Annotated in this window: 12 protein-coding genes and 1 pseudogene; 6 read left to right on the forward strand and 7 right to left on the reverse strand. The window is 71.0% G+C overall.

The genetic code is table 11. From position 1 onward, the window contains the following. Nucleotides 1-11: 11 nt before the first annotated feature. The 5 genes from AC07EJ_RS05185 to AC07EJ_RS05205 all read left to right on the forward strand — a co-directional run bounded on the left by AC07EJ_RS05185 (nt 12) and on the right by AC07EJ_RS05205 (nt 6,875). A complete protein-coding gene (locus tag AC07EJ_RS05185) occupies nt 12-1,673 on the forward strand; it encodes an acyl-CoA dehydrogenase family protein (RefSeq protein ID WP_478883821.1) in 1,662 nt (553 codons plus the stop codon). Next, on the forward strand, nt 1,666-2,874 hold the full coding sequence (locus tag AC07EJ_RS05190; RefSeq protein ID WP_478883822.1) for a CaiB/BaiF CoA transferase family protein: 1,209 nt from the start codon (nt 1,666-1,668) through the stop codon (nt 2,872-2,874). Before AC07EJ_RS05185 ends, AC07EJ_RS05190 begins: the two co-directional genes overlap by 8 nt. Nucleotides 2,875-2,876: 2 nt before the next feature. Beyond that, entirely contained in the window at nt 2,877-4,058 is a 1,182-nt protein-coding gene (locus AC07EJ_RS05195; RefSeq protein ID WP_389475934.1) for an acyl-CoA dehydrogenase family protein, read from the forward strand. Nucleotides 4,059-4,157: 99 nt separating this feature from the next. Further along, nucleotides 4,158-5,348, forward strand: a complete 1,191-nt coding sequence (locus AC07EJ_RS05200) for a lipid-transfer protein (protein WP_478883823.1) — start codon at nt 4,158-4,160, stop codon at nt 5,346-5,348. A 72-nt stretch (nt 5,349-5,420) separates the two neighbouring features. Further along, the gene (locus AC07EJ_RS05205) at nt 5,421-6,875 is read left to right on the forward strand and encodes an MFS transporter (protein WP_389475930.1); all 1,455 of its coding nucleotides are present in this window, start codon (nt 5,421-5,423) and stop codon (nt 6,873-6,875) included. 38 nt (nt 6,876-6,913) lie between these two features. Here AC07EJ_RS05205 and AC07EJ_RS05210 read toward each other — a convergent pair whose 3' ends face one another. From AC07EJ_RS05210 to AC07EJ_RS05240, 7 genes and pseudogenes are all read right to left on the reverse strand, one after another. Next, entirely contained in the window at nt 6,914-7,546 is a 633-nt protein-coding gene (locus tag AC07EJ_RS05210; RefSeq protein ID WP_393582787.1) for a response regulator, read from the reverse strand. A 131-nt stretch (nt 7,547-7,677) separates the two neighbouring features. Beyond that, a complete protein-coding gene (locus AC07EJ_RS05215) occupies nt 7,678-8,259 on the reverse strand; it encodes an HD domain-containing protein (RefSeq protein ID WP_389475928.1) in 582 nt (193 codons plus the stop codon). 11 nt (nt 8,260-8,270) lie between these two features. Continuing rightward, nucleotides 8,271-9,386, reverse strand: a pseudogene (locus AC07EJ_RS05220) (helix-turn-helix domain-containing protein). Nucleotides 9,387-9,777: 391 nt separating this feature from the next. Further along, on the reverse strand, nt 9,778-10,407 hold the full coding sequence (locus AC07EJ_RS05225; RefSeq protein ID WP_478883824.1) for a GNAT family N-acetyltransferase: 630 nt from the start codon (nt 10,405-10,407) through the stop codon (nt 9,778-9,780). Between the two features lie 423 nt (nt 10,408-10,830). Continuing rightward, nucleotides 10,831-12,120: a sensor histidine kinase gene (locus AC07EJ_RS05230; RefSeq protein WP_389475924.1), complete on the reverse strand. Its 1,290-nt coding sequence runs from the start codon at nt 12,118-12,120 to the stop codon at nt 10,831-10,833. A gap of 34 nt (nt 12,121-12,154) precedes the next feature. Continuing rightward, nucleotides 12,155-12,871 (reverse strand): ABC transporter permease, encoded by a 717-nt coding sequence (locus AC07EJ_RS05235; protein ID WP_389475922.1) that lies wholly within the window; start codon nt 12,869-12,871, stop codon nt 12,155-12,157. Then, entirely contained in the window at nt 12,868-13,851 is a 984-nt protein-coding gene (locus tag AC07EJ_RS05240) for an ABC transporter ATP-binding protein (protein ID WP_389475920.1), read from the reverse strand. Before AC07EJ_RS05240 ends, AC07EJ_RS05235 begins: the two co-directional genes overlap by 4 nt. Before the next feature lie 312 nt (nt 13,852-14,163). Here AC07EJ_RS05240 and AC07EJ_RS05245 point away from each other — a divergent pair, with 312 nt between their 5' ends. Further along, nucleotides 14,164-15,018, forward strand: coding sequence for a MaoC/PaaZ C-terminal domain-containing protein (locus AC07EJ_RS05245; protein WP_478883825.1), 855 nt, complete (start codon nt 14,164-14,166; stop codon nt 15,016-15,018). Nucleotides 15,019-15,027: the final 9 nt, after the last annotated feature.

Genomic DNA, 15,027 nt, shown 5'->3' on the forward strand with positions numbered 1-15,027 from the left:
AGAGATCCACCATGAACTACGCCGACCGCGACCCCGCGCTGCGCCCCTTCCTCGACCGCGTCCTGTCCGTCGACGACCGCTCCCGCGTCGAGCCGCTCCTGGTCGAACTCGGCGCGCTCGCGGCCGGCGACCTCGACCGGCAGGCCGCACTCGCCGACGCCAACCCGCCCCGCCTGGTCCAGTACGCCCCCGGCGGCGAACGCGTCGACGAGATCGAGTACCACCCGGCCCACGACCGCGCCGCCGCGATCGCCTACGAGGAGTTCGGGCTCGCCGCGATGTCGCACCGCCCCGGCGTCCACGGCTGGCCGTCCAAGGTCCCGCACACCGTCAAGTACGCCCTGTCCTACCTCTACGTGCAGTCCGAGTTCGGCATGGCGTGCCCGCTGTCCATGACGGACTCGGCCGCCCGCATCCTGCGCCTGTTCGACCCCGAGCGGTACGCGGCCGAGATCGCCGCGCTCGCCTCCACCGACCCCGAACTGCGCGCCACGGGCGCGATGTTCATGACGGAGAGGCAGGGCGGCACGGACGTCGGCCTGACGGAGACCGTCGCCACCGACCGGGGCGAGCACTGGACGCTCACCGGCAAGAAGTGGTTCGCGTCCAATCCGGGCGCCGATGTGATCCTCACCCTCGCCCGCGTCCCCGGCCAGGGCGAGGGCACCCGCGGCCTCGGCATGTTCCTCGTCCCACGCCTGCGCCCCGACGGCACCCGCAACGCGATCCGCATCGACCGGCTCAAGGACAAGCTCGGCTCGAAGTCCATCGCGAGCGGCGAGGTCACCCTCGACGAGGCGTACGCGACCCCCGTCGGCCAACTCACCAACGGATTCCGGCAGATGGCCGAGATGCTCAATGTCTCCCGGCTGTCCAACGCCATGCGCGCCACCGCCCTGATGCGCCGCGCCGTCCGCGAGGCCGTGGACCACACCCACGTACGCCACGTCTTCGGCAAGCCGCTCTTCGAGCAGCCCCTGATGCGGGCCACGCTCCTGCCGATGATCATCGACACGGAGGGGGCGCTCGCGCTCGTCCTGGAGGCCGCGGCCGAGCTCACGGCCGCCGACGACGGCGACGGGACCGCCCGCGAGCTCGTCCGCGTCCTCACCCCGCTCGCCAAGCACACGCTGTGCAAGCGCGCCCGCTCCGTCACCGGCGAGGCCATGGAGATCCGCGGTGGCAACGGCTACATCGAGGACTGGGTCAACCCCCGGCTCGTGCGCGACGCCCACCTCGGCTCCATCTGGGAGGGCTCCTCGAACGTCATCGCGCTCGACGTGCTGCGCTGCATGCGCCGCCAGGCCGCCCACCGCACCCTCGCCGACACGTACGGCGACCGCGCCGAGACGCGGGACCGCTGGGAGGTGCTGCGCAAGAAGGGCGACGCGCTCCTCGAACTCCCCGCCGACGAACAGGAGATGAGGATCGGCCGGTACGCGGACGAGCTCACGCGCGCCGTCATGGAGACCCTCCTGTACGACCAGGCCGCCCACGAGACGGAGACCACCGGCAACGGCCGCGCGCTCCTCGTCGCCCGCACGTGCACGGCGCTCCTCGACGACCCGGACACCCCGCCCCGCGCCGCACTGGACCACCTGGCCGAACTGGCCGAGGGTGGACAGGTCGCACCCATGGAGATCACGGTGAAGGAGTCCGCCGCACATGCCTGAGCAGCCCCGCCCCGCCGCACCGCTGGCCGGTATGAAGGTCGTGGACCTGTCCAAGATCCTCGCCGGGCCCTACGTCACCATGTCGCTCGCCGACCTCGGCGCCGACGTCATCAAGGTCGAGCACCCCGACGGCGGCGACCCGACGCGCGCCTGGGGCCCGCCCTTCAACGGCCCCGACGCGACCTACTACCTGGCCGCCAACCGCAACAAGCGCTCCGTCACCCTCGACCTCAAGTCCCCCGAGGGGCAGGAGGCCGTCCACCGCATGCTCGCCGACGCGGACGTGATGGTGGAGAACTTCCGCCCCGGCAGCTCGCTCGCCCGCGTCTTCGACTACCGCGAACTCAGCGAGCGCTACCCGCGGCTGGTCATCCTGCACATCTCCGCGTTCGGCGACACGGGCCCGCTGCGCGACGAGCCCGGCTACGACATGGTGGCCCAGGCGTCGGCCGGCCTGATGTCCCTGACCGGCGAACCCGACGGGCCGCCCGTCAAGGCCGGCTACGCGATGGGCGACCTCGGCGCCGCCCTCTTCGGCCTGATCGGCGTCAACGCGGCACTCGTGGAACGCGAGCGCACGGGCCACGGCCAGTACGTCACGACCTCCCTGTACGAGTCCCAGCTCGCCCTGCACATCAACTGGGCGACCGGCTACTTCGCCACCGGGGAGCGCCCCACCCGCCTCGGCTCCGGCCACCCGAGCCTCGTCCCGTACCAGGCCTACCCGGCGTCCGACGGCCACTTCGTGATCGCCGTCGGCAGCGACGGCCTCTTCCGCAAGCTGAGCGAGGCGCTCGGCCACCCGGAGTGGGCCGACGACCCGCGCTTCGCCACCAACCGCGCCCGCGTCACGCACCGCACGGCCCTCAACGCCAAACTGGAGTCCGTCCTCGTCGACGAAAGCGTGGCCAACTGGTGCGCCCTGCTGAAGCCGCGCGGCGTCCCCGTCGCGCCGATCCGCACCCTCGACGAGGTCTACGACTGCCCGCAGACCGAGGCGCTCGGCATGGTCCAGAAGGTCGACCACCCGGACGTGGGCCCGCTCCAGCAGGTCGCCTTCCCCGTCACCTTCCGCGGCGAGCGCCCCGCGGTGCGCACCGCCCCGCCCACCCTCGGCCTGCACAGCCGGGACGTACTCACCGAACTCGGCTACGACGAGTCCGCCATCGACCGCCTGCTCGACCACCCTCAAGGAGCCTGATCATGCCGTTCGCCGCCCTCGACCCCGTCGACCCGCTGAACCTCGAATCGCTCCTGACCGACGAGGAGCGGGCCGTACGCGACACGGTCCGCCAGTACCTCGACGACAAGGTCGAGCCGCACATCGCCGAGTGGTTCGAGAGCGGGGAGCTGCCGAACCTGCCCGAACTCGCCCGCGAATTCGGCAAGATGGGCCTGCTCGGCATGCACCTGGAGGGCTACGGGTGCGCCGGCATGTCGGCCCGCGCGTACGGCATCGCGTGCCGCGAGCTGGAGGCGACGGACTCGGGCCTGCGCTCCTTCGTGTCCGTGCAGGGTTCGCTGGCCATGTTCGCGATCCACCGCTTCGGCTCCGAGGAGCAGAAGCAGGAGTGGCTGCCGCGCATGGCGGCGGGCGAGGCCATCGGCTGCTTCGGCCTGACCGAGCCCGACCACGGCTCCGACCCGTCATCCATGACGACGCGGGCCCGGCGCGACGGGGACGACTGGGTCCTCGACGGCCGCAAGATGTGGATCACGAACGGCTCGGTCGCGGCCGTCGCCGTCGTATGGGCGCAGACCGAGGACGGGGTGCGTGGTTTCGTCGTGCCCACCGACACCCCCGGCTTCTCGGCCCCGCTGATCAAGCACAAGATGTCGCTGCGGGCGAGCGTGACGAGTGAGCTGGTCCTGGACGGCGTACGGCTGCCCGCGTCCGCCGTGCTTCCCGAGGCGCGGGGCGTCGGCGCGCCGCTGACCTGCCTGAACGAGGCGCGCTACGGCATCGTCTGGGGCGTCACCGGCGCCGCGCGCTCGGCCTGGCAGGCAGCCGCCACGTACGCGGGCCAGCGCGAGCAGTTCGGCAAGCCGATCGCCGCGTTCCAGCTCACGCAGCAAAAGCTCGTCGACATGGCGCTCGAACTCCACAAGGCGACGCTGACGGCGCTGCGCCTGGCCGACCTCAAGGACTCGCCCGCCGGTGTCCACCCCGCGCAGATCAGCTTCGGCAAGCTGAACAACGTCCGCGAGGCCATTGAGATCTGCCGCACCGCCCGCACGATCCTCGGCGCCAACGGCATCTCGCTGGAGTACCCGGTGATCCGCCACGCCAACAACCTGGAGTCCGTGCTCACTTACGAGGGCACGACCGAGATGCACACGCTCGCGCTCGGCCAGGCGCTCACGGGTCACGCGGCCTTCCGCTAGGGCCCGCCGTCCGGGAAGCCGGGGAAGCCCTTCCCTCATGAGGCCGCTCCTGCCACTATCTGACGCATCGTCAGTTAGTGGCAGGAGGGTTCCACAGCCATGAGGTCGTACATAGTCGGCGTCGGAATGACCAAGTTCGAGAAGCCCGAGAGTCGTGACTGGCAATACTGGGACATGGCGAAGGAGGCGGGCGCGGCCGCCCTCGCGGACGCCGGTGTGGGATACGAGGACGTGGAGCAGGTCCCCGTCGGCTACTGCTTCCAGGCCTCCACGGCCGGGCAGCGCGCGGTCTACGAACTCGGCCTGACCGGCGTCCCCGTCTACAACGTCAACAACAACTGCGCGACGGGTTCGAGCGCGCTGATGCTCGCCCGGCAGTTCGTCGAGGGCGGCATCAACGACTGCGTGCTGGCGCTCGGCTTCGAGAAGATGCAGCGCGGCGCGCTCGGCGGGGGAGCCGACAGCGGAGACTTCAAGACCTCACCGGTCGCCCGCCACTACGGGATCATGGCCGCGAAGCACGGCTTCGAGATGTCCCCGCCCACCGCCCAGGTCTTCGGCGACGCGGCCCGCGAGCACATGGAGAAGTACGGCACGACCGAGGCCCAGCTCGCCGCCGTCGGGGCCAAGAACCACCGGCACTCCGTGAACAACCCGTACGCCCAGTTCCAGGACCCGTACACCGTCGACGAGATCCTCGCCGCGAAGACCATCCACGCGCCGCTCACCAAGCTCCAGTGCTCACCCACCTCGGACGGCGCGGCGGCGGCCGTCGTCGTGTCGGAGCGGTTCGTGGAGCTGCACGACCTGGGCGACAAGGCCGTCGAGATCGCAGCCCAGGCGATGACGACCGACACGGGGGAGTCCTTCGCCTCCGGCTCCTGCATCGACGTCGTCGGCCAGCCCATGTCACGCGCCGCCGCCACCCGCGTCTACGAGACGTCCGGGCTCGGCATCGAGGACGTCGACGTGATCGAGCTGCACGACTGCTTCTCCGTCAACGAACTGCTCACCTACGAGGCGCTCGGCATGTGCGCGCCCGGCGCCTCCGGAAAGCTCGTCGAGGAGGGCGCGACGACGTACGGCGGACGCTGGGTCGTGAACCCGTCGGGCGGCCTCATCTCCAAGGGCCACCCGCTCGGCGCCACCGGCATCGCCCAAGCGGCGGAACTCACCTGGCAGTTGAGGGGCGAGGCCGGGGCGCGCCAGGTCACGGACGCCCGCGTGGGACTCGCCCACAACATCGGACTCGGCGGCGCGGCGGTGGTCACCATGCTGCGGCGGCCCTAGGTCCTCCGTATGAGGACCGGTGCGCCGAAATCCGGATGTACGGCCCGTCCCCCGCCTGCGACCATGACACTCATGCTTGAAGCCCCTGCCGACATCGCGATAGCCCGCAAGGCCGCGCCGCCCACCTGGCTCGTCGTGGCCGCTGCCTGCGCCGGACAGTTCCTCGTCGTCCTCGACGTCTCCGTCGTCAACGTCGCCCTGCCGTCCATGCGTGCGGACCTGGGGCTCAGCGCCACCGGGCTGCAATGGGTGGTCAACGCCTACTCGATCGCGTTCGCCGGGTTCATGCTGCTCGGCGGGCGGGCCGGTGACCTGTTCGGGCGCAAGCGGATGTTCCTCGTGGGGCTCGGGCTCTTCACGCTCGCCTCGCTCGCGGGCGGCGTCGCGCAGGAGGGCTGGCAGCTCCTCGCCGCGCGCGCCGTCCAGGGACTCGGCGCCGCGGTCCTCGCGCCGTCGACACTCACCATCCTGACGTCCGCCGTCCCGGAGGGCGCCGCCCGCGCGCGGGCCATAGCGACGTGGACCGCCGTCGGGGCGGGCGGCGGCGCGGCCGGCGGCCTCGTCGGCGGCGTGCTCACCGAGAGCCTCGACTGGCGCTGGGTGCTGCTGATCAACGTCCCTCTGGGCGCCCTGGTGCTCGCGGCCGCCGCCCGCTGGATCCAGGAGTCGAAGGCGGGCGGCGAGCGGCGCCTCGACCTGCCGGGCGCGGTCCTCGTCACGGCGGGCACCGCGACCCTCGCCTACGGCGTCGTGCAGACCGAGGCGGAGGGCTGGGGCGCCGCCGCGACCCTCGTGCCCCTTGGCATCGCCCTGGCGCTGATCGCGACGTTCCTCGCCGTCGAGGCACGCACACGCCTCCCACTGATGCCGCTCGGCCTGTTCCGCGTCCGTGCGGTCGCCGCGGCCAACGCGGCGATGTTCGTGTGCGGCATGGGCAGCTTCGCGATGTGGTTCTTCATGACCCTGTACGCGCAGAACGTCCTCGGCTACAGCCCGATCGAGGCCGGCCTCGCCCTGGTGCCCAGCTCGCTCGCCGTCGTCGCCGGATCCAAGATCGCCCCGCGCCTGATGCGCCGCGCCGGCGCGCGGGCCGTCGCAGTGTCCGGCGTCCTCATCACGGCCGCCGGGTTCATCTGGCAGTCGACGATGGGCCCGCACGGCAGTTACGTCACCGGGATCATGCTGCCGGGCATGGTGATGATGGCGGGCGCCGGACTCGCGATGACACCCCTCGCCTCGCTCGCCACCTCGGGCGCCGCGCCCGGGGACGCCGGTCTGGTGTCCGGACTCGTCAACACCTCGCGGACGCTGGGCGGTTCGCTCGGCCTCGCGATCCTGTCCACCGTGGCGGCCGGCCGGTCCGCCGGGGGAGTCGGGCCCGAGGACCTCACGCGCGGGTACGCGGCCGCGTTCCAGTGGGGTGCGGGAATCCTGCTGGTGGCGGTGGTTCTGCTGGTGACGTGGATGCCGCGGGGCGGGAAATCAAGCCCCTGGGGGTCCCCCCGGACGGAGTCTGGGGGAGATTGAGGAGCGGGTCCGGGGCGGAGCCCGTGGCGCAGGAGCGTTCAGAGCCACCCTTGCTGCCGCGCCTCCCGCATGGCCTCCATGCGGTTACGGGTCCCTGTCTTGCCGATGGCCGAGGACAGATAGTTGCGCACCGTCGACTCCGACAGATGCAGTTTGCCCGCGATGTCGGAGACCGTCGCACCGTCCACCGACGCCTTCAGGACATCGCACTCGCGGGCCGTCAGCGGGTTCGGGCCCGCGCTCAGCGCGGCGGCGGCGAGCGCCGGGTCGATGACGGTCTCACCACGCAGGACCCGCCGCACGGCCTCCGCGAGATCCTCCACCGGACCGTCCTTCACCAGAAATCCGGCCGCACCCGCCTCCATCGCCCGGCGCAGATACCCCGGCCTGCCGAACGTCGTCAGGATCAGGACCCGGCAGTCCGGGCACTCCGCACGCAGGTCCGCCGCCGCGTCCAGGCCGCTGCGGCCCGGCAGTTCGATGTCGAGCAGCGCCACGTCCGGCCGCGACTCCAGGGCCGCACCGACGATCGCGTCCCCAGTCGCCACCTGCGCGACAACCTCGATGTCCTCCTCAAGCCCGAGCAGCAGCGCGAGAGCGCCCCGCATCATGCCCTGATCCTCGGCGAGGAGCACGCGGACGGACTTGGCGGGCCGGTAGTCGCTGGGCATCTCGTTCACGGGGAACAGGGTAGGGGTGGTGGGCTGTTGAGGGGGCGCGGCGGGGGTTCGGGACATACGAGAGCAACGAACAACGCTCCCTCACGCCTTCGGGTGGTAGGGGGCTCTCCGTCGTTGCTGCCTCAGCCTTTCTCACCCATAGCTGCGCGCAGCCACTCCAGCGGAGTTTGGGCCAGGAGCTCGTCGGCCAGACGCTGCCCTGACTCCGTGACGATGCGGGCACGGGAGTTGTCGATCCACCGCTGTGCGCTGGTGTTGCCCTGAGCCTTGTACTCCAAGCCCTGGAGCATGCACTCCAGCTTGTCGGCGTCTCGGGCACAGATGGCCTCGGGTGATTCCTTCGCCTCGTACTCGGCAACGACCGCGCGCACCGCCGCCGCCAGGACCTCGGGCATGCCGGCCGTCTGGTCCGCGGTCACTGCCTCGGGGTCGCCCGGCGTCGCGTACTTCTTGCCGAGGTGGTTGATGTCCCCTGTACGCGTCTCCTGCGAGTCGTGCCACACCGCCATGTGCGCGGCGCGTGCAGGGTCTGCGCCTTCGAGAGTCGCGATAACCGAGGCGATGATCGACGTGCGCCACGCGTGCTCGGCAACACTCTCGGGGTCGCGTACCCCGGCCATCCACCAGCCCGTGCGACGTGCGGTCTTCAGCGTCCCCGCCTCGTACAGGAAATGCGCTACCGCCGTCAGGTCCTGGTCAGCCACGGTGTCCCCTTTCACGCCTCGGTGAGGCGGATTGCGTAGCGGATGCCCTCCAACTCCCGTCGCGCCTGCGCCGAGAGCTGTCTGTCATCCAACATCACCGGCAGCCTGTCGCGCAGGGCCTGTCCTGCCGACGACTTCCCGCGCAGCAGATTCGGGCGGACGGCCAGCAGCGTCCACAGGGTGTGAACGTTGAGATCGAAGAAGCCGTGTTGCGGAGTCAGCCCCCGAATCAGGTGGTGAAGGAGTCGGTCTCCCTGCCATGGACCGGGATTGGGTGAGGCGATGAAGTCGTCACTGAGCTGGATGTGCGGAGCCTCGCCGATCCAGTACGCCCAGTAGTTCAGGTTCGCCGCCTCGGCCGCGTCGTCGTCGCCGAGGGTGCGAGTGATGAAGTAGCCCATTCTGTCGCGGTCACCTGGGCGCGCAGCGACCGCCGCCGCAGAGCGGGAGTTGAGCCAACCTGTGAGCCAGTCGTCGGGCCGCTCGGTCCGCTGTTGCTGGGCCAACCACTCGGACGTGTCGGCGGCGTCGTCGTAGCCGGCGAGGTACAGGGCCTGTCGGCGGAGCAGGAAGTCGCCACCGCGAGCCCGTTCGGCGGTCTGCCACATGCGTGTGAAGAACCGTGCGCGTTCACCCTTGGGTAACTCGGGTGCGGCCGGTACCGGTCCGCGGCGTGGGCGGGGCGGATCGGGGAGGTCCCGCAGCGGGGTAGGAGCGACGCCGTTCAGCGGCCAGGCCAGTACCTCGACCAAGTCGCGCGGCATCACTCAGGCGCCGAGGGGACTGGTCTCTGTGGGCGCGTCCTCGTCCAGGGCGCTGGCCAGCAGTACGTCGGCCTCCATCGCCCGCTCAAGCGCAGCCAGCAGAGCGGGAGCTGTGCCCATGCGCGTGAGCCGGTGGCGGTGCACAAGCATCTGCCCGACCGGCACCGACGTCAGCGGGCGCCGCCCCGATTCCCAGCCTGCGACCGCGTCGGGGGAGACGACGAAGGCTTCGGCGAGCGCGTCCTGTGTGTGCCCCAACTGCTCGCGGATGGTACGGAAGACGTATCCCGAAATGATGCCCGCACGCGTCCGCCCGGACGTTCCCTGACCGCCGGTCAGGGTTGTTCGCGGGTGCTGGTCCATAGCGTCCCCCGGCCTGTTTGACGCAGTCACTTACCCGTACTCGCAGTCACTTCTAGCTGCGATCGCCGCTACCTACTGTCGAGGGGTGATGACGGGCAACTCAGCGCACCATCCGTCCCATGCCGTACCCCCAGCCGCCCGTAACCTGACGGTGGAGGTGACGCATGTCCGAGTGGATCAACCCGCGATACGCGGAACTGGTCGCAGCGTGGAAGCGTGCGCAGCAACCGGCGTCGCGTAATCCGGAGCCCAGGCCGGTACGAGGATTCGTCGTTCCGTCCAAGGGCTGAACAGAACAAGCGGCCCCGGCACCGATGACCAAGGTCCTGGGGCCGCTTTGCTGTTCCCCTACTGCGATTTTCCGCAGGTCACGCATAAATCGAGGTCTGTCTCAGCGGTGCAGGGAGGCTTCGAGCGCCTTGCGGATGTCCGGCCACTCCGAGGCGAGCATCGAGTACGTTGCGCTGTCTCGGATCGCCCCGTCATACCCAGCGGTCTCTGCCCGGAGGACCCCGTCGAGTTGTGCGCCCAGCGCAGTGATGGCAGCCCGCGAACGCTCGTTACGGGCATCGGTACGGAAACGGACCCGGTGAACCTGCCACCGCTCGAAGGCGACCTCAAGCATCAGCAGCTTTGCTTCCCGATTGATCCCGGTCCGCTGCGCATCCCGGGCGAGCCAGGTGCCGCCGATCTCGACCGCGTCCGGTATGGCGGGCGAACGCCGCCGGTACTTCTCCTGCCAGCGCCAGTTCTCGAAGTTACAGAATCGCGTGGAGCCCACCACCCGTCCCGTGCAGCAGTCGATCGTGGCGAAGGCCACCACCGAGTTCGTCTCCCGCCCCGTGAGCATCCTCGCGACGTACTCCCGCGCTTCCCCCTCATCTGCAGGAACACTGGTCAGCACGTATCGTTCCCGACCCTCCTGAGCCGCTTCCACCAGCCCTGGAACATGTTCGACGCCCAAGGGCTCCAGCCGCACCAGCCGCCCCTCCAACGGACCCGTATCGAAGAAGGCGTCCATCGAGTCACCCCACTGTTGTCGATCATCTTCAGCAACAGGGCCATGATCAGACGCACACTCCGGCGCCAGCAAGGCGATTCCACGGGGCGGACGCGCATACGCATGACACGCCATCGCGGCCCGGCATGACATGACTCGACAGCAAGACCCGGTTCGAACTTCGCTGCGGCGGAGTGCACTTGACGATTCAGCGTGTCCCAGGATGGCTGGTGGCAGCCCTCGCCACGACGACGGGGAGTGGGCTCGCAGCGTGGCTCACGACCCGGTAGCCGTCTCGGCGGGGAAGTCCTCGGGGCCTTGACCAAGCCGCATTTCGCGTCCTCGCCCCGAGTGCGAGCGGCTGCGCGCCACATCTCCGGGCCATCCGGCACCCGTAGCGTGAGATCTCGTTCACGGGCCCAGGGCGGAGCGCCCCGAGCGCCGTCACCCCGCGCGTTCCGCCTCCCGTACGGGGTCCGGCTCCCGCGCCTCGTCCTGCTCCACGCCGTCCCGCAGGACGGGCAGCATGGCCGTCACCGTGAAGCCGCGCGCCGCCGGGCCCGCCTCCAGGGAGCCGCCCGCCGCTCCGAGGCGTTCGGTCAGGCCCCGCAGGCCCGTGCCGCCGATGCCCGGCTCCGGCGGCTCGGCGGCGGCGCCGCGCCCGTTGTCGTACACCCTGAGCCGTACGCGCTCCGGGGTGCCGTCCACGGAGATCTCGCAGCGTGCCGCCCCGCTGTGGCGCACCGCGTTCGTGACCGCCTCCCGTACCACCCAGCCCAGCAGCGCCTCCGTCTGCGCGGCGAGCGGCGGGCCCGACTGGCGCACGACGGGCTCGATTCCGGCCGCGGTGAGCGCCGAGCGGGCCCGGTCGAGCTCGGTGGAGAGGCTGCCCTCCCGGTAGCCGGTGACCGCCTCGCGGATCTCGGTGAGCGCCTGCCGGCCGACGGACTCGATGTCGGACACCTGCGTGAGCGCCGCGTCGAGGTCGCGGTGCGCGAGCCGGCGGGCCGCCTCCGACTTCACCACGATCACGGACAGCGTGTGCCCGAGCAGGTCATGCAGGTCGCGGGAGAACCGCAGCCGCTCCTGCTCCACCGCCCGGTGCGCCAACTCCTCGCGGGCCGCCCGCAGTTCACGTACCGCCTCGGACAGGGAGAGGATCGCGGCGGTCACCATCGTCGACAGGAACGTGCCGTACGCGATGTTGATCGCGTCCCAGCCCATGCCCTCCTTGAGCCAGGAGACGCCCCCGCCGAGCACGCTCAGGCCGAGGCCGACCTGGCCGAGGCGGCGGCCCCGGACGACAGATCCCACCGCGAGGCCGAACAGCGGGAAGAACGCCAGCCAGCTGCCGCCGTAGGTGAGGGCGAGCCCGCAGGTGAGCAGGCCCATCGCGATCAGCGCCAGGCGGGTGAAGCGGCCCTCGCGCCGCCGCTTGTCGAACGAGCTGAACACGACGGCGATGTAGAGGGAGTTGAAGACGAACAGGCCGATGGCGCCGATCCAGGGGTTGGCCGTCTTGCCCTGGAGGAGGTTCGAGAACGCGCCGAGCCCCATCAGGAGCCAGGGCAGCAGCGTGAACCCGCTGGGCGGCGGCCCCATGGTCTCCGCCGGCGGGCCCGCCTTGCGCCCGGCCCGCCACTCCGCCTTCCATACGTCCCGGTCGGCCTTCCACTGCTTGCGGGCGTCCCGCAGCTCGTGCGTTTGGCAGGTGACTCGGTGCATCCAGGACATGGTTCCCCTGCTCCCCGTTCAGGCGGTCCGTCGTTCAGACGGTCCGCGCGGCCCTGCGGTACGAGACCACAGCGTACGAACCGAAGGCCAGCAGCCAGGCGGCGAGCACCCCGACCGCGGCGGCCGTCGGCGCGTGTCCGTCGGCGACGGCCGTGCCGAGCTGCGCGAAGCGGTTCGTCGGCGTGTACGACGACACGGACCGCAGCCAGCCGGGGAAGAGCGCGATCGGGAACCACAGGCCGCCGAGGACGGAGAGCCCCAGATTGCACACCATGTTCGCGACACCCGTGGTCTGCGCGGTCAGCCGGTAGCCGTTGCCGAGACCGAGCAGCGTGAAGGGGATCGAGCCGAGCCACAGCAGCACGGCGATCGCCGCCCACTGCCACACGTCCAGCCGCACCCCGTTGACCAGACCGCCCGCGAGGAGCACCGCCGCGATCGACGGCAGGACCGTCACCGACCCGGTCAGGGCCCGGCCCGCCACCACCTCGCGCGGCGTCATCGGGGTGACCCGCAGCTGCCGCAGCCACCCGATCGTCTTGTCCTCGGCGACCCCGCCGCCGGTGCTGAGGGCCGAGCCCACCGCGCCGTACGCGGCCATGCCGACCATGGAGACCGTCTTCCAGTCCGGGTCGTTCTCGCCGAGGTTGGTGAACAGCAGGTACATCATCACCGGCATCCCGACACCGAAGATCACGAACATGGTGTCGCGCAGGGTCCTGCGCACTTCGAGCCTCAGGTAGTCGATCATCGAACCGTCTCCAGATCCGTGTCGGAACCGCTGCCGGTACGGTCGTCGGAACCGCTGCCGGAAGTGTTCTCCGTGCGGTCGTCGGAGCCGCTGGTCAGCGCCATGAACGCGTCGTCGAGTGAGGCCGGGGCGACCTGCAGGCCCCGGATCGCGCTCAGTTCGGCCAGCGCGATCACCGTCGCGTCCGAGTCGTCCGTACGCAGCCTGGCCCGGTCCCCGCGGACCTCGACCGCCGTCACCCCCGGCAGCAGCGACAGGCCCTCCGTGCCGCGCCCGGCCAGGTCGAACGAGACGAGGCTGCCGCCCGCGGCCCGCTTCAGCTCCTCACCGGTGCCGTCGGCGACGATCCGGCCGTGGTCGATCACCACGATCCGGTCGGCGTGGGCGTCGGCCTCCTCCAGGTAGTGCGTGGAGAAGAGCACCGTGTGACCGCGCCGCGCGTACGCCCTCATCGACGCCCAGAACGCGTGTCGCGCCTCGACGTCGAGCGCGGCCGTCGGCTCGTCGAGCACGAGCAGGGCCGGGTTCCCGGCGAGGGCCACGGCGAACCGGACCCGCTGGGTCTGGCCGCCGGACAGCTTGTCGACGCGCCGCTGCGCGAGGTCCTGGATGCCGGCCAGCGCGAGCGCGTCGGCGACGGGCATCGGCGCCGGGTAGCGGCCCGCCACGAAGGAGACCAGCTCGCGGACCGTGACCCGGGGGACCGCGCGGCCCTCCTGGAGCATCGCGCCGACCTGCCCGGCGCGCACCGCCTCCTCCGGCGTGGTGCCGAAGAGCGAGACCGTGCCCTCGTCCGGGGTGTCCAGGCCGAGCAGGAGGGCGATCGTGGAGGACTTGCCCGCGCCGTTGCGGCCGAGCAGCGCGACGGTCTCGCCGCGCCGTATCTCCAGATCGACCCCGTCCACGGCGCGCACCGCGCCGAATGTCTTGACCGCCCCCGTGAAGGACACGGCCACCGGTGTCCCGTCTGTCATCGTCATGGCAAGGACGCTACGGGCCGGGGGCCGGGCGCGGCAGATGCCGGTTGTACGGAGCCGGGCAGTACAAATGTCACGGCCGCCCGTCCGTGCTGCAGCCCGCCGTATCTGACATGGCGTCAGGAGTCTTCCCAACTGCCGTGGTCTTGGCTATACATGGGATCGCCGGACTGGAACGCGTTCTAGAACGGGCGCGTGGCGTTCCACCAGGGTTCCCCCAGCCGGGGGTTCCTCCGGCCCAGCAACGACCTCGGTGCGACCGACGGTGCGGACGGCCGCACCGAGGTCTTCCCCGCACAAGGAGTCTTGAGTCTGATGCCGATCGACGCCGCCAAGGCCGTAGCCGCCGAACCCCGGTCCGCCGAGATCACCTGGGACCACAAGGACATCCAGCTCTACCACCTGGGTCTCGGCGCCGGCACCCCCGCCACCGACCCCGACGAGCTGCGCTACACCCTCGAGTCCCGGCTGCACGTCCTGCCCAGCTTCGCCACCGTCGCGGGCGCCGGCATGGGCGTCGTCGGCGGCCTCTCGGCCCCCGGCATCGACGTCAACCTCGCCCACGTCCTGCACGGCGGCCAGGGCGTCGAACTGCACCGCCCCATCCCCGTCAAGGGCAGCGCGACCTCCACCTCACGCGTCGCCGCCGTCTACGACAAGGGCAAGGCCGCCATCCTCGTCCTGCGCACAGAAGTCGCCGACGCCGACGGTCCGTTGTGGACCAGCGACGCGCAGATCTTCGTCCGCGGCGAGGGCGGCTTCGGCGGCGACCGCGGCCCGTCCACCCGCGTCGAGGCGCCCACCGGCGAACCCGACCGCACCGTCGACCGCCCCGTCCGCGAGGACCAGGCACTCCTGTACCGGCTCTCCGGCGACTGGAACCCCCTGCACGCCGACCCGGAGTTCGCCAAGCTCGCCGGCTTCGACCGGCCCATCCTGCACGGTCTGTGCTCGTACGGCATGACGCTCAAGGCCGTCGTCGACACGCTCCTCGACGGCGACGTGTCCCGCGTGCGGTCCTACGCGACGCGGTTCACCGGGGTCGTCTTCCCGGGCGAGACGCTGCGGATCCGGATGTGGCGCTCCAAGGGCCGGATCCAGGTCACGGTCACCGCCGTCGAGCGGGACGAGGCGCCCGTACTCGCCGACACCATCGTCGAACACGCCTGACACCTCCGG

Source organism: Streptomyces sp. NPDC045026 (genome assembly GCF_056432625.1).

Excerpts from the sequence above, each read along its gene's own strand:
- AC07EJ_RS05185 (WP_478883821.1), top strand. The coding sequence starts at position 12 with ATGAACTACGCCGACCGCGACCCCGCGCTGCGCCCCTTCCTCGACCGC.
- AC07EJ_RS05190 (WP_478883822.1), top strand. The coding sequence starts at position 1,666 with ATGCCTGAGCAGCCCCGCCCCGCCGCACCGCTGGCCGGTATGAAGGTC.
- AC07EJ_RS05195 (WP_389475934.1), top strand. The coding sequence starts at position 2,877 with ATGCCGTTCGCCGCCCTCGACCCCGTCGACCCGCTGAACCTCGAATCG.
- AC07EJ_RS05200 (WP_478883823.1), top strand. The coding sequence starts at position 4,158 with ATGAGGTCGTACATAGTCGGCGTCGGAATGACCAAGTTCGAGAAGCCC.
- AC07EJ_RS05205 (WP_389475930.1), top strand. The coding sequence starts at position 5,421 with ATGCTTGAAGCCCCTGCCGACATCGCGATAGCCCGCAAGGCCGCGCCG.
- AC07EJ_RS05210 (WP_393582787.1), bottom strand. The coding sequence starts at position 7,546 with ATGCCCAGCGACTACCGGCCCGCCAAGTCCGTCCGCGTGCTCCTCGCC.
- AC07EJ_RS05225 (WP_478883824.1), bottom strand. The coding sequence starts at position 10,407 with ATGGACGCCTTCTTCGATACGGGTCCGTTGGAGGGGCGGCTGGTGCGG.
- AC07EJ_RS05230 (WP_389475924.1), bottom strand. The coding sequence starts at position 12,120 with ATGTCCTGGATGCACCGAGTCACCTGCCAAACGCACGAGCTGCGGGAC.
- AC07EJ_RS05235 (WP_389475922.1), bottom strand. The coding sequence starts at position 12,871 with ATGATCGACTACCTGAGGCTCGAAGTGCGCAGGACCCTGCGCGACACC.
- AC07EJ_RS05240 (WP_389475920.1), bottom strand. The coding sequence starts at position 13,851 with ATGACGATGACAGACGGGACACCGGTGGCCGTGTCCTTCACGGGGGCG.
- AC07EJ_RS05245 (WP_478883825.1), top strand. The coding sequence starts at position 14,164 with ATGCCGATCGACGCCGCCAAGGCCGTAGCCGCCGAACCCCGGTCCGCC.